General features: G+C 62.6%; 25 protein-coding genes, 1 tRNA gene and 2 pseudogenes. 10 read left to right on the forward strand and 18 right to left on the reverse strand.

What is annotated here, in order from left to right:
* Positions 1–73: 73 nt before the first annotated feature.
* On the forward strand, positions 74–577 hold the full coding sequence (gene msrB / locus LB547_RS15740) for a peptide-methionine (R)-S-oxide reductase MsrB (protein ID WP_140491485.1): 504 nt from the start codon (positions 74–76) through the stop codon (positions 575–577).
* Positions 578–744: 167 nt separating this feature from the next.
* Here msrB and LB547_RS15745 read toward each other — a convergent pair whose 3' ends face one another.
* Together LB547_RS15745 and LB547_RS15750 are read right to left on the reverse strand one after the other, a co-directional pair.
* Positions 745–2,337 carry a DHA2 family efflux MFS transporter permease subunit gene (locus LB547_RS15745; RefSeq protein WP_140582799.1) on the reverse strand — a complete coding sequence of 531 codons (1,593 nt, stop codon included), beginning with the start codon at positions 2,335–2,337 and terminating at the stop codon, positions 745–747.
* A 22-nt stretch (positions 2,338–2,359) separates the two neighbouring features.
* The gene (locus LB547_RS15750; RefSeq protein ID WP_140582796.1) at positions 2,360–3,544 is read right to left on the reverse strand and encodes an HlyD family secretion protein; all 1,185 of its coding nucleotides are present in this window, start codon (positions 3,542–3,544) and stop codon (positions 2,360–2,362) included.
* 127 nt (positions 3,545–3,671) lie between these two features.
* Here LB547_RS15750 and LB547_RS15755 point away from each other — a divergent pair, with 127 nt between their 5' ends.
* Positions 3,672–4,406: a TetR/AcrR family transcriptional regulator gene (locus tag LB547_RS15755; RefSeq protein WP_140491491.1), complete on the forward strand. Its 735-nt coding sequence runs from the start codon at positions 3,672–3,674 to the stop codon at positions 4,404–4,406.
* Positions 4,407–4,423: 17 nt separating this feature from the next.
* On the opposite strand, the gene yihA is transcribed toward LB547_RS15755, so the two are convergent.
* The 5 genes from yihA to rpmH form a co-directional block, all read right to left on the reverse strand.
* A complete protein-coding gene (gene yihA, locus LB547_RS15760) occupies positions 4,424–5,083 on the reverse strand; it encodes a ribosome biogenesis GTP-binding protein YihA/YsxC (RefSeq protein ID WP_140491494.1) in 660 nt (219 codons plus the stop codon).
* Positions 5,080–5,718 (reverse strand): CatB-related O-acetyltransferase, encoded by a 639-nt coding sequence (locus LB547_RS15765; RefSeq protein ID WP_140582794.1) that lies wholly within the window; start codon positions 5,716–5,718, stop codon positions 5,080–5,082. The genes yihA and LB547_RS15765 overlap by 4 nt, the downstream gene beginning before the upstream one ends.
* 248 nt (positions 5,719–5,966) lie before the next feature.
* A complete protein-coding gene (yidC, locus tag LB547_RS15770) occupies positions 5,967–7,787 on the reverse strand; it encodes a membrane protein insertase YidC (protein WP_140582791.1) in 1,821 nt (606 codons plus the stop codon).
* Between the two features lie 14 nt (positions 7,788–7,801).
* Entirely contained in the window at positions 7,802–8,155 is a 354-nt protein-coding gene (rnpA, locus tag LB547_RS15775) for a ribonuclease P protein component (protein ID WP_140491500.1), read from the reverse strand.
* Between the two features lie 14 nt (positions 8,156–8,169).
* Positions 8,170–8,304: a 50S ribosomal protein L34 gene (gene rpmH, locus LB547_RS15780; RefSeq protein WP_008833937.1), complete on the reverse strand. Its 135-nt coding sequence runs from the start codon at positions 8,302–8,304 to the stop codon at positions 8,170–8,172.
* Between the two features lie 301 nt (positions 8,305–8,605).
* Here rpmH and LB547_RS15785 point away from each other — a divergent pair, with 301 nt between their 5' ends.
* Both LB547_RS15785 and LB547_RS15790 read left to right on the forward strand, forming a co-directional pair.
* The gene (locus LB547_RS15785; RefSeq protein WP_140551653.1) at positions 8,606–10,093 is read left to right on the forward strand and encodes an ATP-binding protein; all 1,488 of its coding nucleotides are present in this window, start codon (positions 8,606–8,608) and stop codon (positions 10,091–10,093) included.
* 225 nt (positions 10,094–10,318) lie between these two features.
* Positions 10,319–10,395 (forward strand) — tRNA-Arg (locus LB547_RS15790).
* A 270-nt stretch (positions 10,396–10,665) separates the two neighbouring features.
* Here LB547_RS15790 and LB547_RS15795 read toward each other — a convergent pair.
* Together LB547_RS15795 and LB547_RS15800 are read right to left on the reverse strand one after the other, a co-directional pair.
* Complete coding sequence (locus tag LB547_RS15795) at positions 10,666–12,249, reverse strand: MDR family MFS transporter (RefSeq protein ID WP_140583047.1); 1,584 nt, start codon at positions 12,247–12,249, stop codon at positions 10,666–10,668.
* A 131-nt stretch (positions 12,250–12,380) separates the two neighbouring features.
* Positions 12,381–13,535, reverse strand: coding sequence for an HlyD family secretion protein (locus LB547_RS15800; RefSeq protein ID WP_140582789.1), 1,155 nt, complete (start codon positions 13,533–13,535; stop codon positions 12,381–12,383).
* Between the two features lie 121 nt (positions 13,536–13,656).
* Between LB547_RS15800 and LB547_RS15805 the strand changes: the two genes are divergently transcribed.
* The 4 genes from LB547_RS15805 (at position 13,657) to LB547_RS15820 (ending at position 15,841) form a co-directional block, all read left to right on the forward strand.
* A complete protein-coding gene (locus LB547_RS15805; protein ID WP_140524242.1) occupies positions 13,657–14,568 on the forward strand; it encodes a LysR family transcriptional regulator in 912 nt (303 codons plus the stop codon).
* 300 nt (positions 14,569–14,868) lie between these two features.
* The gene (locus LB547_RS15810; RefSeq protein ID WP_140554644.1) at positions 14,869–15,108 is read left to right on the forward strand and encodes a DUF680 domain-containing protein; all 240 of its coding nucleotides are present in this window, start codon (positions 14,869–14,871) and stop codon (positions 15,106–15,108) included.
* Positions 15,109–15,201: 93 nt separating this feature from the next.
* Complete coding sequence (locus LB547_RS15815) at positions 15,202–15,474, forward strand: DUF1127 domain-containing protein (protein ID WP_224519053.1); 273 nt, start codon at positions 15,202–15,204, stop codon at positions 15,472–15,474.
* 73 nt (positions 15,475–15,547) lie between these two features.
* Positions 15,548–15,841, forward strand: a complete 294-nt coding sequence (locus LB547_RS15820; protein WP_140662461.1) for a muconolactone Delta-isomerase family protein — start codon at positions 15,548–15,550, stop codon at positions 15,839–15,841.
* 65 nt (positions 15,842–15,906) lie between these two features.
* Here LB547_RS15820 and LB547_RS15825 read toward each other — a convergent pair whose 3' ends face one another.
* The 9 genes and pseudogenes from LB547_RS15825 to LB547_RS15865 form a co-directional block, all read right to left on the reverse strand.
* A complete protein-coding gene (locus tag LB547_RS15825; protein ID WP_140491514.1) occupies positions 15,907–16,560 on the reverse strand; it encodes a hypothetical protein in 654 nt (217 codons plus the stop codon).
* Positions 16,561–16,701: 141 nt separating this feature from the next.
* Complete coding sequence (locus LB547_RS15830; RefSeq protein ID WP_140628607.1) at positions 16,702–17,076, reverse strand: avidin/streptavidin family protein; 375 nt, start codon at positions 17,074–17,076, stop codon at positions 16,702–16,704.
* Positions 17,077–17,229: 153 nt separating this feature from the next.
* Positions 17,230–17,469, reverse strand: a pseudogene (locus tag LB547_RS15835) (multicopper oxidase domain-containing protein); the annotation flags it as partial.
* 42 nt (positions 17,470–17,511) lie between these two features.
* Entirely contained in the window at positions 17,512–18,102 is a 591-nt protein-coding gene (locus LB547_RS15840; RefSeq protein WP_140671531.1) for a DUF308 domain-containing protein, read from the reverse strand.
* A 99-nt stretch (positions 18,103–18,201) separates the two neighbouring features.
* On the reverse strand, positions 18,202–18,825 hold the full coding sequence (locus LB547_RS15845; RefSeq protein ID WP_140671529.1) for a hypothetical protein: 624 nt from the start codon (positions 18,823–18,825) through the stop codon (positions 18,202–18,204).
* Between the two features lie 96 nt (positions 18,826–18,921).
* Positions 18,922–19,503, reverse strand: a complete 582-nt coding sequence (locus LB547_RS15850) for a TetR/AcrR family transcriptional regulator (RefSeq protein WP_140762981.1) — start codon at positions 19,501–19,503, stop codon at positions 18,922–18,924.
* Positions 19,504–19,665: 162 nt separating this feature from the next.
* Positions 19,666–20,763: an ACR3 family arsenite efflux transporter gene (gene arsB / locus LB547_RS15855; RefSeq protein WP_140762984.1), complete on the reverse strand. Its 1,098-nt coding sequence runs from the start codon at positions 20,761–20,763 to the stop codon at positions 19,666–19,668.
* 17 nt (positions 20,764–20,780) lie between these two features.
* Positions 20,781–20,873: pseudogene (locus LB547_RS15860) on the reverse strand (arsenate reductase ArsC); the annotation flags it as partial.
* A 14-nt stretch (positions 20,874–20,887) separates the two neighbouring features.
* Positions 20,888–21,220, reverse strand: coding sequence for an ArsR/SmtB family transcription factor (locus tag LB547_RS15865; protein ID WP_140762987.1), 333 nt, complete (start codon positions 21,218–21,220; stop codon positions 20,888–20,890).
* A gap of 281 nt (positions 21,221–21,501) precedes the next feature.
* Here LB547_RS15865 and LB547_RS15870 point away from each other — a divergent pair, with 281 nt between their 5' ends.
* Together LB547_RS15870 and LB547_RS15875 are read left to right on the forward strand one after the other, a co-directional pair.
* Positions 21,502–22,089, forward strand: a complete 588-nt coding sequence (locus LB547_RS15870) for an alpha/beta fold hydrolase (protein WP_224702922.1) — start codon at positions 21,502–21,504, stop codon at positions 22,087–22,089.
* Positions 22,076–22,480, forward strand: coding sequence for an alpha/beta fold hydrolase (locus LB547_RS15875; RefSeq protein ID WP_224702924.1), 405 nt, complete (start codon positions 22,076–22,078; stop codon positions 22,478–22,480). The genes LB547_RS15870 and LB547_RS15875 overlap by 14 nt, the downstream gene beginning before the upstream one ends.
* The last annotated feature ends 6 nt before the right edge of the window (positions 22,481–22,486 follow it).

A 22,486-nucleotide genomic window follows, 5' to 3' on the forward strand; every position in this document is an offset into this window, starting at 1 on the left:
CGTTCGGCCCTCAACGGCTTTTGATTTTCAGCCGAGCGTTGAATGTGGCAAACAGATAGCAGGAGGATTGGCCATGAACCGTCGCGACTTTCTCTTGAGCGGCGCCGCCGCCATCGGCGTGGTGGCCGGCACGGCATCTCTGCTGCGCATGGGCGGATCGCAGGATGCACGTGCGGCGGAGACCTTCGAAGTCACCAAGACCGATGCCGAATGGCGCGCGATCCTGTCTCCCGCGGCCTTCGACGTGCTGCGCAAGGAAGGCACCGAATATCCCGGCACCAGCCCATTGCTCAACGAGCACCGCAAGGGCGTCTTCGCCTGCGCCGGCTGCGACCTGCCGGTTTACTCCTCCGAGACGAAGTTCGATTCCGGCACCGGCTGGCCGAGTTTCTGGCAGGAGATCGCCAACGCCGTCGGCAAGACGCAGGACCGGTCGCTCGGCATGACTCGCACCGAAGTCCACTGCCGCCGCTGCGGCGGCCATCTGGGCCATGTCTTCGACGACGGCCCGCCGCCGACCGGGCTGCGTCACTGCATCAACGGCGTGGCGCTGAGCTTCAAGCCCGCCACCGCCTGAGACCATGCGGCCGCGATATGAAAAAACTCCGGGCTTGCGACCCGGAGTTTTTTAGCGGTCAGTCATTTCGGGCGTGGACTGGAGGAGCTTCCCGAAACGGCTGCCCGTGTTTCCTTGCTTCCAGCGCGATTCAGGACGCAAATCGTTTCTCCGGTATTGCCCTGGTGTCAGTGCCCGCCGCCACCACCGCCGGCGGCCGCCGGTTTGCGGATCATCATGGTGAACAGGCCAAGCGTCGCGAACAGCACCGTCAGCATGTAGAACACGTCCATGAAGGACAGCAGCGCCGCCTGCTGCTGGACCATGCCCGACAATTTCGAGATCGCCGCGCTGGCCGCATCCAGGCCGGCGGTCTGCTCGAAATTGAGCGTCATGTTCTGAAGCTTCTGCTGCGCGGCCGCACTTCCCCACTGCACGTGCTCGGAGAGCCTTGCATAGTGGAAGGCGTTGCGGTCGATCAGCACCGTGTTGATCAGGGCGAGGCCGACGGCACCGCCGAGATTGCGGGTCAGGTTGAACAGGCCCGATGCATTCTTCAGCCGCTCGGGCGGCAGCGTGCCGAGCGCGATGTTGTTGATCGGCACCATGCACAGCATCATCGAACAGCCGCGCAGGATCTGCGGGATGAGCAGCTCGTAGAAATCCCAGTCGGCGGTCAAATGCGTCATCCACCATGTTCCGGTGGCAAAGCCGAAGAAGCCGATCATCATCATCAGGCGCGGGTCCATCTTGTTCGACAGGATGCCCGAGACCGGTGCGGTGAAGAACATCGCCAGGCCGCTGACGAACAGCGCCTCGCCGATCATCATGGAATCGTAGCCGCGGATGCGTCCGAGGAACACGGGGTAGAGATAGGTGAGACCGTAAAGCCCGATGCCGATGACGAAGGAGAACAGCGAGCCGAAGGCGAAGTTGATATTGCTGAACGCCTTGAGATCGACGATCGGCTCCTCGGCGGTGAACACCCGCCAGAAGAACAGCACCGCGCCGAAGGTCATGACGACGGCACAGATGAACACCGCCTGATCCTGCAGCCAATCATTGTTCGGGCCTTCCTCGAGCACATATTCCATGCAGCCGAGGAACGCCGCCATGCCGGCAAGGCCCCACCAGTCGAACTTCGAGAACAGCTTGAGGTTGGGCTTGTCGAAATCGATCAGCGACCAGGCCGCCGTCGTCACCAGGATGCCGGGCACGACATTGACGAGGAACAGCCAGTGCCAGGACATTGCGTGGCTGATATAGCCGCCGACGGTCGGGCCGATTGTCGGCGCCAGGGTGGCCACCAGGCCGATCATCGGCGACACGACGGCACGGCGCGACGGCGGGAAGATGGTGAAGGCGGCCGCGAAGACGCTGGGGATCATGCCGCCGCCGATAAAACCCTGGATGGCGCGGTAAACGATCATCTGGTCGATGTTGGTGGCGGTCGCGGCGAGCGCGCTTGCGGCGGTAAAACCCGCCGCCGAAATTGTGAACAGAACGCGCGTCGACAGCATCCGGCTGAGAAAGCCGGATAGGGGGATCATGACCACCTCGGCGATCAGATAGGCCGTCTGCACCCAGGGGATCTCGTCGGAACTGGCGCTCAGGCCAGCCTGGATCTCGGCCAGCGAGGCCGAGACGATCTGGATGTCCAGGATGGCCATGAACATGCCGAACACCATCGCCAGGAAGGCTATGACGCGCCGCGTCGAGATGGTGTCAGGCACAGCCGGCCTCGCCGGCAGCGCTCCTGCGGTCAGGGTTGCGGTAGCCATGGCGTTGCTCCCCGGAGCGCGCTCAGTTGATCGCGGCCGGCGCGGTGCGGCTGTCGACGGCGACAACGACGCTCAAGCCGGCGCGTAATCTGCCGCTCTTCAGCGCATCGGCCGGCACGTCGATGCGGACCGGGACGCGCTGCACCACTTTGGTGAAGTTGCCGGTGGCGTTTTCCGGCGGCAGCAGCGAGAACACGGCACCCGAGGCCGGCGCCAGCGAGGAGACAGTGCCCTCGATGGGCTCGCCGTCGATGGCATCGACCGAAATCCTGACCTTTTCGCCGGGCACCAGCCGGGCAAGCTGGGTCTCCTTGAAGTTGGCGACGATGTAGAGCTTGTTCATCGGCACGATGACGGCGAGCTTCTGGCCGGGGCTCACGAGGTCGCCCTGCTCGACGGAACGGTTGCCGACGACGCCGTCATAGGGCGCCTTGAGCACAGTGAAGGAAAGGTCGCGCGCGGCCTTGTCGCGGTTGAGCTGCAAGGATGCCAGCGTGCTTGCCGATTCAGCGCGCTGCGCCTCCAGCACGCCGATATTGGCTTGTGCTGCGGCGATCTGCGCGTCGGCGCCGACGAGAGCGGCGTTGGCCTGGTCGAGCGCCGTCTGGGCGTCGTCGAGTTGCGCCTGCGTACCGACATGGGTCTTGAGCAGTTGCGCGGCGCGCTGCTGGGCGCGCGCGGCATTGGCCGCCGCGGCCTGGTCGGCGGTCTTGGCGGCCTGCGCCTGCTGCAAGGAGGCCTGCGCCGCCTTGGTCTGCGCATCGATGCGATCGAGCATCCTGGCCAGCGTGGCGATCTGCGCCTCGGCCTGGGCGACCGCTATTTTGTAATCACCGTCATCGACCGTCAGCAGCGGATCGCCGGCCTTGACCTGCTGGTTCTCGCTGACCTTGACCTGATCGACATAGCCGGAGATCTTGGGCGAAATGAAAGCCATGTCGGCCTGGACATAGGCGTCGTCGGTCGAAATCATGAAACGGCCGGTGGTCCAGTAATCATAGCCGTACCAGGCGCCGGCGCCGAGCAGGGCGACGCCGATGATCGGCAGCAGGAAGGAGCGCACGGAACGCTTTTTCTTCGGCGGAGTTTCCGCCAGAGGCGGCGCGGCGACTGGCTGGACGGGAACTTCCGGTGCTTCCGTCGCCGGAGCAACCTTAGCGTTGGGGAAAGGACGGACTTCGGCGGTGGACGGCGCGTTCGAGGACATGACATCTCTCTAAGTTATAATACTGAACCGTTCGGTTCGATCCGGCCGTTGACATAGCGCCTAAAGAGGACCATATCAAGAGGCAATCGAACCGCTTGGTTCGAATTATTTTCGAGGTGTGACTTTAATGGCCGACACAACGCCCGACGTCGAAAACGACAATTGCGGCGACCTGCTGGACGGCTTGCGCCGCGGCCGCCCGGCAGCCGGACAGGATCCGGTCAAGCGCAGCCAGATCATCGATGGCGCCCGCCGGGTCTTTATCGACAAGGGCTTTGAGGCGGCCTCGATGAACGACATCACGCGGGAAGCCGGCGTTTCGAAAGGCACCATCTATGTCTACTTCGCCAACAAGGAAGAGCTGTTCGAGGCGCTGATCGAGGAAGAGCGCGGCACGATCTTCAAGAACATGTATGACGTGCTCGACCGTGCCGACGACCTGCGCGAGACGCTGGTGAAATTCGGCAAGGTCCTGTCCATGAAGATCACCTCGGCCAAGGTCATCCAGGCCCAGCGCACGGTGATCGGCGCCTCCGACAGGATACCCGACATGGGCGCGCGGTTTTACGAACGCGGCCCCAAACGCGGCCACGACAAGGTCGTGACCTTCCTCAAGGCCGCCATCGACCGTGGCCTGCTCAAGATCGACGATGTCGACCTTGCCGCCTATCAGTTCACAGAACTCTGCCTGGCCGGTCTTTTCCGGCAGTGCATCTTCGCCTATCGCGCCAAGGCTCCGAACCAGGACGAAATCGACCATATCGTCAGGTCGGGCGTCGACATGTTCCTGAAGGCCTATGGCACCGAAATGCTTGCCGCGGAGGAAAGCCACAAGATGATCGCCCTGGAGGCGAAGGCTTAACCCGGCTTTTTGTGCCGCTAGCCGCCATTGGCCGCGAGCACGATCGCGGCGCGCAGTTCCTCCAGGCCCTCGGCCTTTTCCGATGACGTCGCCAGCACGAAAGGAAACGCCGCCGGTCGCTTCTTGATCTTGGCAAGCGTCTCCTCAATCAGCCGCGGAACGCCGGCGGCCTTGATCTTGTCGGTCTTGGTCAGCACGACCTGGTACGAAACCGCCGCCTTGTCGAGCAGCGACAGCACCTCGTCGTCCTTGGCCTTGATGCCGTGGCGGGCGTCGATCAGCACATAAACCCGCTTCAGCGTGACACGGCCCTTGAGATAGTCGAAGACCAGCTTCGTCCAATCGTCGACCTTTTCCTTGGGCGCGGTGGCATAGCCGTAGCCCGGCATGTCGACCAGCGCCATTGGCGGCAGGTCGGCGCCCTCCCCCGAAAATCCGTCCGGCACGAAATAATTGAGTTCCTGCGTGCGCCCCGGCGTGTTGGAGGTGCGCGCCAGGCCCTTCTGGTTGACCAGAGCGTTGATCAGCGACGACTTGCCGACGTTGGAGCGGCCGGCAAAGGCGATTTCCGGCGGCCCTTCCGGCGGCAGGAACTTCATGGCGGGCACGCCGCGGATGAAGATCCACCCGCGGGTAAACAGGTCCGTGCCGATCGTGGTGCTGTATTGAGCGTTCAAGCTGCTGTCTCCAGAAGAGAAATATCGGCGCCCCTGATGGCATCGAGGTTGCGGCTGATCTTGTCCACCGGCCAGTCCCACCAGGCCACCGCCAGCAGCCGCCGGACCGTCCTGTCGTCGAAACGCATCTTGACGACCTTGGCCGCGTTGCCGGCGACGATGGCATAGGGACGCACGTCGTGCGTGACCACGGACTTCGCCGCGACGATGGCGCCATGGCCGATTTGCACCCCCGGCAGGATCACTGCCTCCATGCCGATCCAGACATCGTTGCCGACCACCGTGTCGCCGCGCACCTCCTTCGACCATGTGGCGGGGTCGAAACCCTTTTCCCAGCCATGGCCGAAAATGTTGAACGGATAGGTCGAAAAACCGGACATGGCGTGGTTGGCGCCGTTCATGATGAAGCGGGCACCTTCGGCGATGGCGCAGAACTTACCGATGATCAGCCTGTCGCCGATGAAGGAATAGTGGTGCAGTACGCATTTCTCGGCGAATTTATCCGGCCCTTCCGGATCGTCATAATAGGTGAAGTCGCCGATCTCGATGTTGGGCGCGCTCACCAGTGCCTTGAGGAAGCCGACGCGCGTGTGCATCGGGATCGGGTGCTTGATGTCGGGATTGGGTCCGGTCATGGCGGTTCGTCCGGGAATTGGCTGGCGGACGCGTCCCGCGTCGGCGCACACCTCGTCAAAGTAGCGTAGTCCGCCGTATAGCACCAATCGCCCCGGGAGCGAGTCTTCGATGGTGGACAAGCGCATTTGCCGGATCGGACGGTGCCGCGCGTTTGCAGTTTCGCCCATCGCGGACGGACGTGGACCGATGCCGGCGCACAAGAAAAAACCCGGACGAGCCGGGTTTTTTGAATCGTGAGCCGGCGCCTCTATTCCGCTGGCGACGGTTTCTTGCGGAACAGCGCTAGCAGATTGTCCCACAGTTCGATCTTGGCGCCCTGGCGCTTCATGATCACGCCTTGCTGGAGGATCGACAGCGTGTTGTTCCAGGCCCAGTAGATGACCAGGCCTGCCGGGAACCCAGCCATCATGAAGGTGAAGATGACGGGCATCCAGGTGAAGATGGCTGCCTGCGTCGGATCCGGCGGCGTCGGGTTCATGCGCATCTGCAGGAACATGGTGACGCCCATGATCAGCGGCCAGACGCCGATCATCAGCATGTGGGGAAGCGTGATCGGGATCAGCCCGAACAGGTTGAAGATCGAGGTCGGATCGGGCGCGGCCAGATCCTGGATCCAGCCGAAGAACGGCGCATGGCGCATCTCGATGGTGATGTAGAGCACCTTGTAGAGCGAGAAGAAGACCGGGATCTGCAGCGCCACCGGCCAGCAGCCGGCGAGCGGATTGATCTTCTCGGTCTTGTACAGCTCCATCATCGCCTGCTGCTGCTTCATCTTGTCGTCCGCGTATTTCTCGCGGATCTCGAGCATCTTGGGCTGCACCTTCTTCATGTTCGCCATTGACGCGTAAGACTTGTTGGCGAGCGGGAAGAAGATGGCCTTGACGATGACGGTGGTGGCGAGGATCGCCAGGCCGAAATTGCCGAGGAATTTGTAGAGCGTGTCGATAAGCCAGAACATCGGCTTGGTGATGAAGTGGAACCAGCCCCAGTCGATCAGCAGGTCGAACCGCTTGATATGGCGGTCTTCGGCATAGGCATTGATCTTGGCGACTTCCTTGGCGCCGGCGAAGACCTCGGTCTCGACGGTTGCCGACTGGCCGGCCTCGACATTGATCGGGTCGGTGAGGAAGTCGGACTGGTAGCGGTGGCGGCCGTCCACGAAATAGCCGAAGCGCGGCTGAAACGGCTGCTTCTCGCTCGGAACCACCGTCACCGCCCAATATTTGTCGGTAATGCCAAGCCAGCCGTCCGTCGACTTGCCCGGCTTGACTTCCTTGTCCTTCTCGATGGACGCGTATTTGTGTTCCTGGAGGCCTTCCGCACCGGTGAAGCCGATCAGGCCTTCATGCAGCACGTAGGTGCTGGCGACTGCCGGCTTGTCGTAGCGCGTGACGCGGCCGTAATTCGACAGCGTAACCGGGGCCGAACCCGAATTGCGCACCTCGTCGGAAACGGTGAACATGTAGTCGCTGTCCACAGAGAAGGTGCGCTTGAAGGTCAGCCCCTTGTCACTGGTGTAAGTCAGCGTCACCGGCGTCGACGGGGTCAGCGTCGGATTGCCTTCGACGTTCCACACCGTATCCGCGCCCGGTACCGTACCCGTCTTGTCGTTGCCGACGAAGCCGATCTCGGCGAAGTAGCCGCTGGGCAACTCCGAAGGGTTGAGCAGTTCGATCTCGGGCGAATTCTTGTCGACGGTTTCGGTGTAGTGCTTGAGCTTGAGGTCGTCGAGACGGGCGCCGGTCAGGTTGATCGAGCCTTCGAGGCTCGGCGTATCGATCTTGACGCGCTTCGAAGCCGCCAGCGCCTGGTCGCGGCTGGCCGCGGTGACGGTGTCTCCGCCGGGCGCGTTGGGGATGGCACCGGGAGCGGTGCCGGCCGGTGCCGGCGTTGCCGCGCCCGGATTGGCTGTCTCTGCCGCCTTCTTCTGCTCTTCCACGCGCTGCTGCTCGACGCGCGCCGCCTCGCGCTGCTGTTCGACGCGCGGGTTCATGTAGAAGACCTGCCACAGGGTCAGGATCAGCACCGACAGCGCGATGGTGATGAAGAAGTTTCGGTTGTTTTCCATCGAGAGCCCTTGGCCTATCGTGTTCCGCGAAGTCGGCGGGAGAGTTCGACCTTCAACTGGCCGAACGGGGCGCGGAGCGCATCATCGCGCCCGACGATGACATAATCATTGCCGGGCATCATGTCATCGGCCGCATGGGTGCGCACGGCCTCTTTCAGCCGCCGCCTGACGCGGTTGCGCACGACCGCGTTGCCGACCTTCTTGGTGACGGTGTAGCCGACGCGCGGCGCGCCGCCGTCGCCGCGGTCGAGGACCTCGACGAGGAAAAACCGCCCGCGACGTTTTTCACCACGGCGGACGGCCAGGAATTCCGCGCGTTTCAGAAGCCGCTTGGGATTTTGTCCCACTGGCTTGCCGGTTGCGGGCAACGATCTTGTCTCGCTCAGGCGCTGAGCCGCTTGCGGCCGCGGTTGCGGCGAGCTGCGACGACGCCGCGACCACCCTTGGTGGCCATGCGGGCACGGAAACCGTGCCGGCGTTTGCGGACGAGTTTTGACGGTTGGTAGGTACGCTTCATTTGTTTTAATACCGCGGGGTGCGGCCCTTCTTGATTCTGTCACTCTGTAACAGGAGCTTTGCCGGGCCGGCTTTGGCGCGATCGAAACCGCGCCGGGACGAATGGCCCGAGCGTGAGCGGGCTTATAGAAAGAAGGGTTTTGGAAGTCAATCCGGTGCCGGGCCGGTGCCGGGCCGGTGTCGCCGGGCCCGGGATGCGCACTTTCGGCGGCAATTATATCTCTCCGACCAAGGGGGAAATTGGCAAAAAAGCCGCAATCGCCTAATCTGGGCTGATCAAGCGATTGTGAAGACAGGACCGCATGAGCGAAACCACGCACGCCGAGGAAGGGACAGGACCAGCGCCAGCCGCCGTCCGCAGCGTACCCTTGTCGCGCGGCCTGTCGACAAAACTGCTGCTGTTGACCATCGTTTTCGTGCTTTTGGCCGAGGTGCTCATCTTCCTGCCCTGGATCGCCAGCTACCGGCTGGCCTGGCTCAAGGAGCGGCTGAGTACCGCCGCGGCCGTATCGATCGTGCTGGTGCAGGGCGAACCGACCTCGCTGTCGCGCACGGCGCAGAACGACGTGCTTATGGCGATCGGCGCCAAGGCGATCGCGGTGCGCGACGGCGGCGTGTCGCGGCTGCTTGTGGTGGCCGATATGCCGCCGCAGGTCGACGAGCACATCGACCTCGCCAGCGTCGGCATGGTCAAGGGCATGACCGGCGCGCTCGACACGCTGTTTTTCGGCGGCAACCGGATGCTGCGCGTCTTCGGGCCGGTCGGCGACAGCGACAAGGAGTTCGAGCTGATCATGCCGGACTACAGCCTGCGCAAGGCGATGCTTATCTATTCGCGCAACGTCGCCTTCGTCTCGCTGCTGATCTCGCTGTTCACGGCCATGCTGGTCTATGCCGCGATCGACCTGATCATGATCGGACCGATCCGCAACATGACTCGCTCCATGCTGTCCTTCTCGCAGGCCCCCGACGACCCCAGCCGGATCATTCATCCCGCCGCTCGCGCCGATGAGATCGGGGTGGCCGAGCGCGAGCTGTCGCAGATGCAGGAGCGGTTACAGAAGATGCTGACCGAGCAGAAGCACCTGGCCGACCTCGGCCTCGCCGTGTCGAAGATCAACCACGACATGCGCAACATCCTGGCCTCGGCGCAGCTCATTTCGGACCGCCTGCGCCAGGTCAAGGATCCGACCGTGCAGGCCTTCGCGCCGAAGCTCCTGCGTGCGCTCGACCGTGCGGTCTCCTACTCGGAAGGCGTGCTTCATTACGGCCGTACGCAGGAGCCGCCGCCTTCGCGCCGGCGCGTGCGGCTGCGCCAGCTGGTCGAGGACGTGCACGGCCTGCTCGACATCGAGGAAGGCATCGAGTTCATCAACGCGGTCGAAAAGGCGTTCGAGGTGGACGCCGATTCCGACCAGTTGTTCCGCGTGCTCACCAATCTGTGCCGCAACGCCGTGCAGGCGATGGCAGCGGACACGGAGAGCGCCGTGGTGCGCCGGCTGGCGGTTTCGGCCGAGCGCATGGGCAGCGTCAGCCGCATCGTCGTGACCGACACCGGTCCCGGCCTGCCGCCGAAGGCGCGTGAGAACCTGTTCGCGGCGTTCCGCGGCTCTGCGCGCAGCGGCGGCACCGGGCTTGGCCTGGCGATCGCGCATGAACTGATCCGCGCGCATGGCGGCACGGTGGAGCTGGTCGAATCGATTGGCGGGCGCACCACCTTCGCCGTCACCATTCCCGACCAGCCGGTGCGGCTCGACCAGGCCCGCAACGGGCTGCGCCGCCCGGCCTGACAGGCTTGGACGCTGTTTCGCCCGCAAACCGGTCCGGCCCCCTTCGCCCTGAATGCCGCTTCGAACAACCCGATTTCCGGCCGGATCCAGCGGATGACGCATCGACGACAAAACTTTTGCCGGATCGGCTTGCTTTTCGCGAATTCAGTCGCTAGGGAACTGCACACATTCGCGGCCGGTCCTCGAGGATCGGATCGCGGGGTCATGGAAAGCATGACCTGATGCGCGCCCGTAGCTCAGCTGGATAGAGCACCAGACTACGAATCTGGGGGTCAGGAGTTCGAATCTCTTCGGGCGCGCCATTTAATCCTATTGAAATCAATAGACTTCCAGGCGTTTCCAGCGCGACGCCACTGGCTTGATTTTCGGAATTCAGCCGGTTTTGGCAAGACGGCGGCAGCCGGTGCCAAAATCGCACTATGGGCTAAAGTGCCCTACTTGGAACGGCACAGTCTCTGCCAAGCATTCGAAATTTGCTGAGTTTCCTGGCGGTGCACGTGACAGACTCACATTCCGGGGCCGCGCTGGCGTAGTTCGGGATTGAAATCATTGTAGTTCTTCTTTCCGATCTTTCAGTGCGCGCCACCCGCCTCGACATGGCCCGGGTTGCGCAACAGCAGCGTGGCGAAGAACGCGACGACAAGGGCTGCTCCGAGTAGATAGAACGCGTCGCTGAAAGCCATGATGAAAGCCTGCTTGCGCACCATCTGTCCGATGGCGATGACGGCCTTGTGCATCGCGGCTGCGCGATCGCCGGCGCCATGCGCCAGGAAGTACCGGGTCAGATGCTCGATGCGCGCGCGAGTGCTCTCTTCGAACAGCGACACCGACCGCACCAGCACGTTGGAGTGGAACTGCTCGCGCTTGGTCAGAAAAGTCTGCAGCATGGCGATGCCGACGGCGCCGCCGAGATTCCGGATCATGTTGAACAATGCGGAGGCAGAGCCGGCGTTCTCCTGTTCGATGCCGGCCGTAGCGACCGCAGCCAGGGGTACCATGACCAGGGCCTGACCGACGGCACGGACGACATTCGGCCAAAAGAACTGCTCCGACGCGTAGGTCGCCGTCATTTCGATGTTCATGAAATTGCTCGCCGCGAACAGCGCAAAGCCGAAGGCGACGATAATGCGCATGTCGAAACGCTTCATCAACTGCGGCACCAGCGGGATTAGCACCAGTTGCGGCAGGCCTGTCCAGGCCAGCACCATGCCGATCTGCTGGGCGTTGTAGCCCTGGATACGCGCGAGATAGACGGGCAGGATGAACACCGCCCCGTAGAGCGCAATTCCGAGCAGGAAGCTGGCCAGGATGGAGAAACCGAAATTCCAGCGGGCGAACAGTCTGAGGTTAAGCAAGGGCCTTTCGCTTCTCAACTCGATCCACAGGAAAAGCGAGAGGCTGACGAGGGCGATCAAGGACAGCCGCACGATGAACGGCGAGCCGAACCAATCGTCCTTGTTGCCCTCCTCGAGCACGGTCTGCAAGGTGCCGAGCCCGATCGCCATGGTGATGATCCCGGCCCAGTCGCCCTGGCGCAGCAGCGAAAGCTGCATCGGCGCCCTTTCGAGGGACATCCACAGCATGCCGACCATCAGCGCGCCGGGGACCAAGTTGACATAGAAGATGAACTGCCAGCCCCAGTTCTCGGTGAGATAGCCACCGATTGTCGGTCCGATGGCCGGTGCGAAGGTCGCCGACAGCGCGAACAGGGCGAATCCGATCGGCTGCTTCGCCTTGGGCAGGAGGGTTATGGTGATGGTGAAGGCGACCGGGATCAGCACGCCGCCGCAAAAGCCCTGCAAAGCACGCAGAACAATCATCTGCTGAAGGTTTTGCGCGAAGGCGCAGGCAACCGAGAAGGCGAGAAACAGGATTGCATTGGCCAGAAGATAAAGGCGGATGGAAAAGACCCGCGACAGCCAGCCAGTGAGAGGAATGACGACGATCTCGGCCACCAGGTAGGCGGTCGATATCCAGCCGCCGTCATCGATGCCCGCGCCGATGGCGCCCTGAATGTCGGCTAGCGATGCGTTGACGATCTGGATGTTGAGGACCGCCATGAAGGCGCCGAGCGTCGAGCCAATGACGGCGATCCAGGTCTTGAGCGGGGCGGAAGAGGCATCGGTCGGCGCCAGGCTCGATGCTTTGGCTGCCATCGGCGCAGGCGTGGGGTTGGCGGTGAAGATCGCGGGCACGGCTGAATTCCTTGTTTGACGAAGCGCGCGTGAGACACTGGCGTGGCGGCCACCATGCGAGGTCTCGGAGAACCTCGCGCAGCCGCTACGAGTTACCAGCCGGCGATGATTCGGCGGCCGCTGTCCGGTTCACCCCGTTCGGCCAGGATGGTTGCCTTCGTGTCGATCGTCGGTTCCGCCGACATGCCGGCGCGCAGCTTGCCGGCGAGCCTGCCGTCGTTGATCGCGATCTTCACCGGGATGCGCTGCACGATCTTGGTGAAATTGCCGGTGGCGTTATCCGGGGGCAGCAGCGCGAACTCGAGACCGCTGGCCGGCGACACACTGTCGACACGGCCCTTGAGTGCCACGCCGGGAAAGCCGTCGACGGCGATCTCGACCGGCTGTCCGCTCTGCACATGAGTGAGCTGTGTTTCCTTGAAATTGGCCACGACATAGACCGCATTCAGCGGCACCACCGCCATGAGCAGCGTGCCGGCCTGCACATACTGGCCGACGCGAAGCGAACGGGCCCCGACAGTGCCGTCGACGGGCGCTGTGATCGTGGTGTAGGAGAGATTGAGTTTCGCCTGACGCAGGGCGGCCTGGCTGCTGTCGCGCTCGGCCTCCGCCTTGCCGCGCTCAGTCGTGAGCACGTCGATTGCTTTGCGGGCAGCAACCAGTGCGGCGCGATCCCTCTGCAGTTGGGCTTCGTTTTCGCCAAGGGACGCCGCGGCCTGCTGGGCGCGTTGGCTGGTGCCGTAGCCGCTTTTCAGCAGGGTTTTATAGCGGTCACCCTCCTGCTGCGCGAATTTGAGCTTCGCCTCGGTTGCGGCGACGTTGGCCTTTTGCTGTTCGACCACCGAATGCTGCAGGCCGATCTGGGCGTCGAGGTTATGCAGCGTCGCTTCGGCTGCTTCGACATTGGCTTGCGCTTGGTCTAGCGCGGTCCTGAAATCGCGATCGTCGATGCGGGCCAGAACCTGGCCCGCCTTGACGTGAGTGTTGTCCTCGACCAGCACCTCGGCGATGTGGCCCGAGATCTTCGGCGCGACAGCCGTATAGTCGGCCTTGACATAGGCATCGTCGGTCGATTGCAGATACTGCCCGACCGTCCAATAGTCATAGCCGTAGAGCGCAGCCGCGGTCAGGCCGGCCACCAGACCCAACCCGATAACGGTGCGTTTGATCATCGTCTTGCGGGACCGCCGCGCGGGTTTTACCTCAACCGGGTATTCCAAGGTGGCGGGGTTGACGCTTACGGTCATCGTAATCTCCTCTCACGGTCGGGCCGAGTGGCCGATTGGTGCAAGGACGATGCAACGGCAATCTTGATGTGATAATCGAGAAAAGAACGGAAGGATCATCCATTAAGAGCGGATAATCGAAATGGACAGGCTCACGAGCTTGACGGTGTTTGGCCGCGTTGTGGAATGCGGAGGCTTTTCCGCGGCGGCCCGACGCCTCAACATGTCGACGACGATGGTCAGCAACCACGTCCAGGCGCTGGAGGAAAGGCTCGGCGTTCGGCTTCTCAATCGCACCACCCGCAAGGTGAGCCTGACCGAGATCGGCCAGGCTTACTATCAGCGTTCCTCGCAGATCCTCGCCGATCTGGAGGAGGCGGACCGCGTCGCGGGAGCACTTCAGGCGACGCCGCAAGGCACGCTTCGCCTTCATTCCAGCATGAGCGTCATCCGTTTTCTGGCGCCGATCGTTTCCGAATTCGTCAACCTTTATCCGGCTGTTTCGGTCGATCTCACCGTCGGCGAAAGAATGGTCGACATGGTGGAGGAGGGCTTCGACCTTGACGTGCGTTCGCTGCCGCTTCCCGATTCAAGCCTGATCGTCCGGCGGCTGACCTCATGGCGCAACATCGTCTGCGGTTCGCCCGGCTATTTCGAACGCCATGGAACACCGCGTCGGCCCGATGACCTCGCACGCCACAATTGCATGCGCCATGCGTCATATCCTTTCGGTAACGAGTGGCGTTTCGAGGACCCCGACGGCGAGCCCGTTTCCGTCCGCGTCGATGGCAACTTATTGACCAACAGCCAGGAGACGCTCAGACGCCTTGCTCTCGACGGCCGCGGTCTGTTCATACCGCCGCCCTTCCTCGTGGCCGACGACCTGAGCGCCGGGCGCCTTGTCCGGGTGCTGGAGGAATATTCAGGAGTCGAGTTCGCGATCAACGCGTTCTATCCGCATCGTCACCATGTCTCGGCCAAGGTCAGGACTTTCATCGATCTGTTGGCCGAGCGCTTTGCCGAACACCGCAGATGGATGGAATTGAAGTACTGAACAGCAGTCCACCGTCCGCGCCGGAAAGTCGGCGGGCTGATGTCCCTTCTGATCTTCTGGCCGGCCACATGCGGGCAAGGGCCGGAGCGATTGCCAGCACCGACATGGCAAAATCCTCGATCCGGGAGGGGTCAGCGCTGAGGCAGCGCACCCGCTCATGATCCTATTATCCGCTCTTGGCGGATGATCCTTCCCAATCTTCGATGATTATCATGAGTGGGCCCAAGATGCATCGTCTTGGCGAACAGGCAAGGACCTGTTCTTGAACGCAAGTCCAGAACTCAACCTTAGGAGATTTCCATGAAAAAGATCGCTCTTGCCACCGCCGCGTTCCTGGCCATCACTGGCGCCGCACTCGCCGAGAACCCGAATGTCGGCGGTTCCGACATCAATGCGATTGCCCGGGAACAGCTCGACAACACCCACACGTCCTCGATCGCGCATAGTGCAGCCTACGAACTGCTCAATGCGGGCTCCAATGCGGCCATCGCGCAGGATCAGGCGGTCGAGCGTCGCCGGGACCTTTTCGGCAACCGTTAGACACCGGCTCCGGCCGCCGAACCCCCAAAGCAGCGGGCTCATTCGCCGCCTTCGCCTCGGGGTTCGACCGGTCGCGAAAAAAGGAGAAATGCGATGGACGCAGTCGTCAACGGCGCCGCCTTGGAGCGGGCCGAAACAAGGAGTGCACCGCGGCGGCGTGGAGTCGAGGCTCTACAGATTCTGATGGCGCGCGTCGCGGCGATCTTGGTCTGGGTCGAAGCCGGTATGGAAAGGCGCCGGAGCCGCCGCATGCTGATGGAACTCACGGACTCGCAATTGCAAGACATCGGTCTTTCTCGCGCCGACGTTGCCGGCCGAGACTGGAAAACCGATCCTTTCCGCCCTGTTCCAGCCGATGGTCGCTAAATAACCATGACAGGCATCAAGCACCCACCGGGACAAACCGGAAAGCCTTACCTTCATCAACAGGAGAAAGAACATGCAGTTCATGGTCTTGACACGTCGGCGGACGGAAAGCTTCAACGACGCGGACTACACGCCCGAGAGACTGGAAGCCGAAGCCGAAGGCGTTCGCCGACTTTTCATGGCGAGCACCGTGCGACAAATCTGGAATCGCGGCGACATGGGCGGCGCTTGTCTTCTCATGGAGGCCGAAACGGAGGAAGAGGTTCGCTCGGTGCTCGATGCCCTTCCGCTGTTCAAAAGCGGCATGCAGGAAACGGCCTCCATTGTTCCGCTACGGCCATATAGAGGCTTTGGGCCGCGGCAATAGAAGATGTCACAAGGCATTCATGGCATATGGGACCTCGGCCAAGCGATCCCTGGCTCCGCAGAGCTTCATTCCCCGCGCGTGCCTGGGAAAAGAACCGTCAGTCTTTGCTCGGCCGCCGCCCAAGCCCGCAGGTGGTAGCTGCGCAGCACGAACACGCTTGCAGCGAAGGCGAGCATCCCGGCTGCCACACCGAGAGCCATTCCGGCGCCGGCTGCCGCTGTGGCGGCTATGCCCGTAAAGACACCTGCGATGGCGCTGCTGATCACGCTCACCATTCCGGCCGTGGTCATGAAATACTGCAACGGCGATGGGCTGAGCCCCTTGTCCACGAGCACCGCCGAGCGATCGTCATGCGTGGAATGAACGAGGTAGCTTTGCATGGCGGGCGCGACTTCGACGTAGTAGTGCCGGATCCGCGCCATTCCACGGGCGTGCACCATGTCCTCGATGGCGACCTGCACGGCGCGGACGAAGGTGACCAGGCCGATGAAGAAAACGCAGGGCAGCAAGATCAGGCTGAACAGCACGAACGGCGTACCCATTTTCGTGACTTGCGCGACGAATGACAGCGCGATCGCCGCGCTTGAGACCGACGTGAGGAACAGATTGGCGCGCTGATTTGCCTCCTGAATCGTGGCCGCGCGGGCGGTCTGCAGCACAAAGTGCTCGGTTGTCATGCACTGCAGGACTACCTGCGCGTCGTTGCCTTCTTCGGCCATCCCATCGTCCTCCGGTCGGCTCGACCACAACGCCGCCGAAATCGCTCAGGATCGGCAAGCCACTTTCAGTCGCGCATATCCCATGCGGGCCCGGCGGCCTTCCGTAGCCGCCCATGGGATCACGCCGGCCCGAGGGGTTGGTCATTCCACGCGCTCGAACACATCCAGGCTGGTCCCGAAGGCGCGCCATGCCCCAACTCTGACCATCCTGGCAGGCGCCCCTTCCGCCGATGCGGTAAGGGTCTGCCCTGCAACGGTATGCCAAAGCATCTCGAGCTTACTTTCCCTCAGAATACCGGTGTAGCTCACGGCCGCAGGCCCGGCCTTGCCCTGTCCCGCAGCCGTGAAGCCGATTACGTCGCCGCAAGCAGCGCCATGGATCGAAAGTTCCTGACCAAAGAAACTGCTGTCTTCCAACGCCGTCCTGAACATGCCGCGGATGACGCCTTCCGCATCGTCCTCGATGATGACGGTCGAGCCGTATTGGTTTCGCCAAGTCCCGATCCAATCTGGCATGGTGCACTCCACGAGCGGTTCGGGATCAACGTGCAGGGCCCGCCCGTGTTCCGAGGCTGCCTGCGTCGCTGGGCGTCGAGGCCAACTCTCGGCAACGGTCACCGGGCCATGTGCGGCTCTGATGCCGCAACAGCGCCAATTCCGGCTCCCGCGTCAGCTGACGTCGATGACGACCATCAGCCCGCCGCCGCCCTTTTGCTCAACATTGTTGTTCGTCGTGTGGTGCGGAATGTGGCAGTGGATGAGCCATTTGCCGGGTCGCCGCGCCGTCCAGACGACATCATAGCGCTGGCCCGGACCGACATTGATGGTGTCGGCGAGGAAGCGGGCCGAAGGGGGAATGGTCTCGCCGTCGCGCGCGACGACCTCGAATGGTCCGCCATGAATGTGCATCGCCGGACCACGATGGGATACGCAGTAGACCGACAATGTGGATCATACTTGAACGGATGCCACTTTCCGGCGCCGCGATTGCGAGACGGTGAGCCAAAGGGCTGAGACGAGGAAATAGAAGGCGCCGAAGCCAGCGTAGCCTGCGATGTTGGCGATCGAGGGCGGTGCGGACATCTGCGCTTGCGCGATGAAGAATGCGCCGGCGACAGCCGATTGGCCTCCGCTCAAGATCATGGCCCATTGGCCTCCGGCGGTTTTCCAGCGCCGGATTGCGGTTCCGAGCTGCAGCAGGCCGGAGAAGATTGCCCACGCGCCGAAAACGCCGAGAACCCAATTCATGTTCATGGCCAGCGCCATGATGACTGCAAGGGCGACCACCGAACTGACTGCGATGTTGAATGCTTGCGTAGGATTGACGGCAAGCCCGCCGTTGCGGGAAGCATCGACATAATTGGCGGCTGCATCCCAGACAGGATAGGCAACAAGCAAGACAGCCGCGATGGACGCCGACTGCCGGCCGACCGTCAAAGCGGCCACGACCCAGACGACGGAAAAGGCCGCGCGGGCGAGGTAATACAGCTTGAGCCACTTGTCCTGGCCATTTGAAGCAACTTCAACGCGATCGCGTCTCATTGGATATCCTTCGGGTATGGTTCAATGTTTGTCCGATGCACCTCGGCGACCACAGGTGGCCGAGGCGCTTGTCAGCCTGCGAACGAGCGGCGACCTGGCTCACATGGGCGGGACCACGCCATCTTTGCCAACGACGACCTGATGACCGATCGTTCCGCTTGCGGCCTTCTCGCCTGCTATGAAGACGACGGCACCCGGGATCAGATCATCCTGGGTTGCCGGAGCGAGGGTCACGACGGGGGTGCCGTCCGGGATCGCGATCTTCTTTTCCTTGCCTTGGTAGGAAACGGTCACGGTGCGCCCGTCGACGTCCTTGACGGTATCGGCGACTGTTGCATTGGTCATGCTGCTGTCAGGCTTCAGATCCCACCCGTAGCTTCCCTCACCTGCGCCTTTCAGCGCGGGCGGGAAGATCAGGACTTCCAGAGCGCCGTCACCGCCCTTGTCCTTCGGCAGCGAGGCAATTCCGACGAAGTCGCCTGGCTTGATATCGGCCACCTTCGCAGCAGCGACGCCGGAGATCTTCCAGCCATCAGCCAGCGCCACGTCAACAGTCTCGCCTTCCCGCGTGTTGACCTTCAGCGTCGAAGCGCTGAAGGTCAACACGCTGCCCCTGATGTGGATCTGCTCGGCCTTCCGGCTTTGAGCCTGAGCGGGCGCCGTGATGGCTAAATTTGCCGGAATACCGACGACCAAGAGAGCCGAGAGGAGTTTGTGAAACATAGGGAATTTCTTTACCTACTAGTTGGTAGTTTACCGCGGCGCATTTATCGATGCTCTGGTCGGGGCGACCCGTCGCTTAGCCGCCCGGCACTGATATCATTCGGGCTTCAGCCTCCGCAGGGCCGGGCCGAGAATTGTAGCGAAGACGCCAGGCTGTCCGTATGCCCGAGCCGATAGCATGGCGCCATGAACAGTGGCCATGAGCGCCTCTGCCTCTATCCGCGCCGGGCCAGAGATTTTCAGGGAGCCTTGCTGTTCGCCGCGTTCGATGACCGACGTCAGCCACGCCGAGAGAAACTGAAAATATGCCCGTACCTCCGAGGTGACCTCGTTCGGAAGCGCTGGAAGTTCGCTTGCCAGCAGCGCACACACGCAGAACGGCATGCTTGCATCCTCGATGCATCTGGCCCAATAACCCGCGTAGGCCTGAACGAGTTCGAGCGGTTCAGGCACGCTGCGCTCGAGATCGGCCATGCCGGCTTCGGCGTTCTCGCGGTAACGCGACACAAGCGTACGCACCAGATCGACCTTGCTGGGGAAGTGGTGGTGGATGCTGGCCTTGCGTATGCCGACCACGGCCGCGATGTCTGCGTAGCTGAATCCATTATAACCGCCGGCGATGATCAGCTTTTGTGCGGAGGCCAAAATCTCGTCAGATGTCGTTGAAAAGTTGCTCATGCACCCTGTCTACCTTCTAGTAGGCAGACTGTCAAGCGGACGGATACCCCGCGCAATTAACGGGAGTGCGTCGCGCGGCCATCCCGAGCTTTTCCTGCAAAGCAGTCAACCAGCAGGCTGCCCGGCCGGCTGAGGATCAACGGCTATTTCGCAATTTTTCGATCAGGGTCGAGCATTAATGTTTTCAGCAACACGGGACACTGCCCGGCCGCCCTCGTACCAGCCTTTGGAGCGGTTCACGATCCAGACCACGGTGAGCATGACCGGCACTTCGATCAGCACGCCGACGACGGTGGCGAGCGCCGCCCCCGACTGAAAGCCGAACAGGCTGATGGCGGCGGCGACCGCCAGTTCGAAGAAATTCGAAGCGCCGATCAGGGCCGAGGGGCCGGCGACGCAATGCTGTTCGCCCGAGACACGGTTGAGCAGGTAAGCGAGCCCTGAATTGAAATAGACCTGGATCAGGATCGGCACGGCCAGCAGCGCGATGATCAGCGGCTGCGCCAGGATCTGCACGCCCTGAAATCCGAACAGCAGCACAAGCGTGGCAAGCAGGGCTATGAGCGAGAGCGGCTGAAGCCGCTCGAGAAATCGCTTCAAGGCGGCTTCGCGGCCCGCGGCGAGCAGCCGCCGACGCAGGAGTTGGGCGCCGATGACCGGCACGACGATGTAGAGCGCGACGGAGAGGACGAGGGTATTCCAGGGTACGGTGATGGCCGAGAGGCCGAGCAGCAAGCCGACGATCGGCGCGAAGGCGAAGATCATGATGGTGTCGTTAAGCGCGACCTGGCTCAGCGTGAAATGCGGTTCGCCTTTCGTCAGGTTCGACCACACGAAGACCATCGCCGTGCAGGGCGCGGCCGCCAAGATGATAAGGCCGGCGATATAGCTGTCGATCTGGTCGGCCGGCAGATAAGGCCGAAAGAGATACCCTATGAACAGCCAGCCGAGCGCCGCCATCGAGAACGGCTTCACCGCCCAATTGACGAACAGTGTCACACCGATTCCGCGCCAATGCTCCTTCACATGGCCGAGCGCGGCGAAGTCGATCTTGACCAGCATCGGCACGATCATCAGCCAGATCAGTGCCGCGACCGGCAGGTTGACCTTGGCAATCTCGGCCTCGCCGACGGCGTGGAAGACGCCTGGCATGAGACGGCCGAGCGCGATGCCGGCGAGGATGCACAGCGCCACCCACACGGTCAGGTATTTCTCGACGAAACCAATGCCGCCGCCCGCGCTCAAAGCGTGATCGTTCATGATACTTTCCTTGCTCAGCCGGCTTTCGGAAGGTTGAGTATCGCCTCGGCGATGATCGACCTTGCCGAATTGCCCGTGCAGAGGAAAAGAACGTTGCATGGCTCGCTCATGGCGGATGCCTCTTCTAACACTTGCAGGTGACCGCCTGGATCACGGGCCGACAGAGTTCTGGCGCGCCATTGCAGCAGTCTTCCATGAGGTAGGCGAGCAGATCGCGGAATCCGGTCATGTCGGCAACATAGCGGATTGTGCGGCCGTCGCGCTCGGCGCGGACGAGGCCGGCATGGTCAAGAACCTTGAGGTGCGCCGACATCGTGTTCTGCACGATGTCGAGGCGGGAAGCGATCTCGCCGGCGGGGGTCCCCTCGGCGCCCGCCTGGACAAGCAGGCGAAAGACCTCGAGCCTTGTATCCTGGCCGAGTGCCGCCAAAGCGAGGAGAGCTGATTTTTTATCCACGTATCCATAAATCCAGAACTAAGGCTTCGTAGTGCCGACATATGACAGCCGGGTGACAATAGGCAAGCGCGCTCATCGCGTTTGAAGCTGGGGCAGAAGTTCGGGAACCGCAGAGCGGGCGCCGACCGAATCTCGGATATTCATTGCCGCGATCACTCCTGAGACCGGCGACAAAAGATGCGTGACCTTCGGGACAGGCATTCGGTTCGCTCAACCCACTCGTTGCGGCGTCCGCCGCCAGCCGTTAAACAGAGACTGACACACGAGCGTGAGAAGCAGCCGTGAGCGAGCCGACGCAGCTAATGGTCGAGACCAACGGCATCCGCCTCAACGTCGCGGAGCAGGGCGATGGCCCTTTGGTGTTCTTGTGCCACGGCTTTCCCGAATCCTGGTATTCCTGGCGCCATCAATTGAGTGCGCTCGCGGCGGCGGGCTTTCACGCCGTCGCCCCCGACATGCGGGGCTATGGCAAGAGCGATCGGCCGGAGGCGGTCGAACAGTATACGCTCTTCCATCTGGTCGGCGACACGGTGGGCCTTCTTGACGCCCTCGAAGCGCCGACCGCCATCATCGCCGGCCACGACTGGGGCGCCGTCGTCGCCTGGCACGCGGCGCTGATGCGCCCGGATCGGTTTCAAGCCGTCATCGGTCTCAGCGTGCCGTTCCGGCCGCGGGCCAAGGGTGCGCCCAACCAGCGTGATGCCGCGAACGACGGACTCGCAATTCTACCAGCTCTATTTCCAGCAACCCGGCATTGCCGAAGCCGAGCTGGAGCGGGACCCCCGGACCACGGTGCGGGCCATGCTTTACGCTGCATCGGGGGATGCCTCGGGCACGAGCGCGGGTGGAATCGGCATGGTTCCACATGATGGAGGTTTCCTGCAAGCCGTCGAGGCGCCGCCGGGCCTGCCGCCCTGGCTCAGCCAAGGCGACCTCGATTTCTACGCCGGCGAGTTCCAGCGCACCGGCTTCGCGGGAGGTCTCAACTGGTACCGCAACATCGACCGGAACTGGGAGCTGATGGCGCCCTTTGCCGGCGCGCGGATCAAGGTTCCCGCGCTCTATATAGCGGGCGACCGCGATCTGGTGGTCGCCTTCCCCGGAATGGACCAGTTGCTGGCCAATCTCGGAAATTTCGTCCCGCAACTCCGCGACAAGTTGATGCTGCCCGGCTGCGGGCACTGGACCCAGCAGGAACGCCCGGACGAGGTCAATGCCGCGATGATCCATTTCCTCCGGAGCTTGCCGGAACAGCGCTGACCCGAG

Origin of the sequence: Mesorhizobium sp. B264B1B (assembly GCF_020165765.1) — a bacterium.
In the GTDB taxonomy this organism is placed as follows: domain Bacteria; phylum Pseudomonadota; class Alphaproteobacteria; order Rhizobiales; family Rhizobiaceae; genus Mesorhizobium.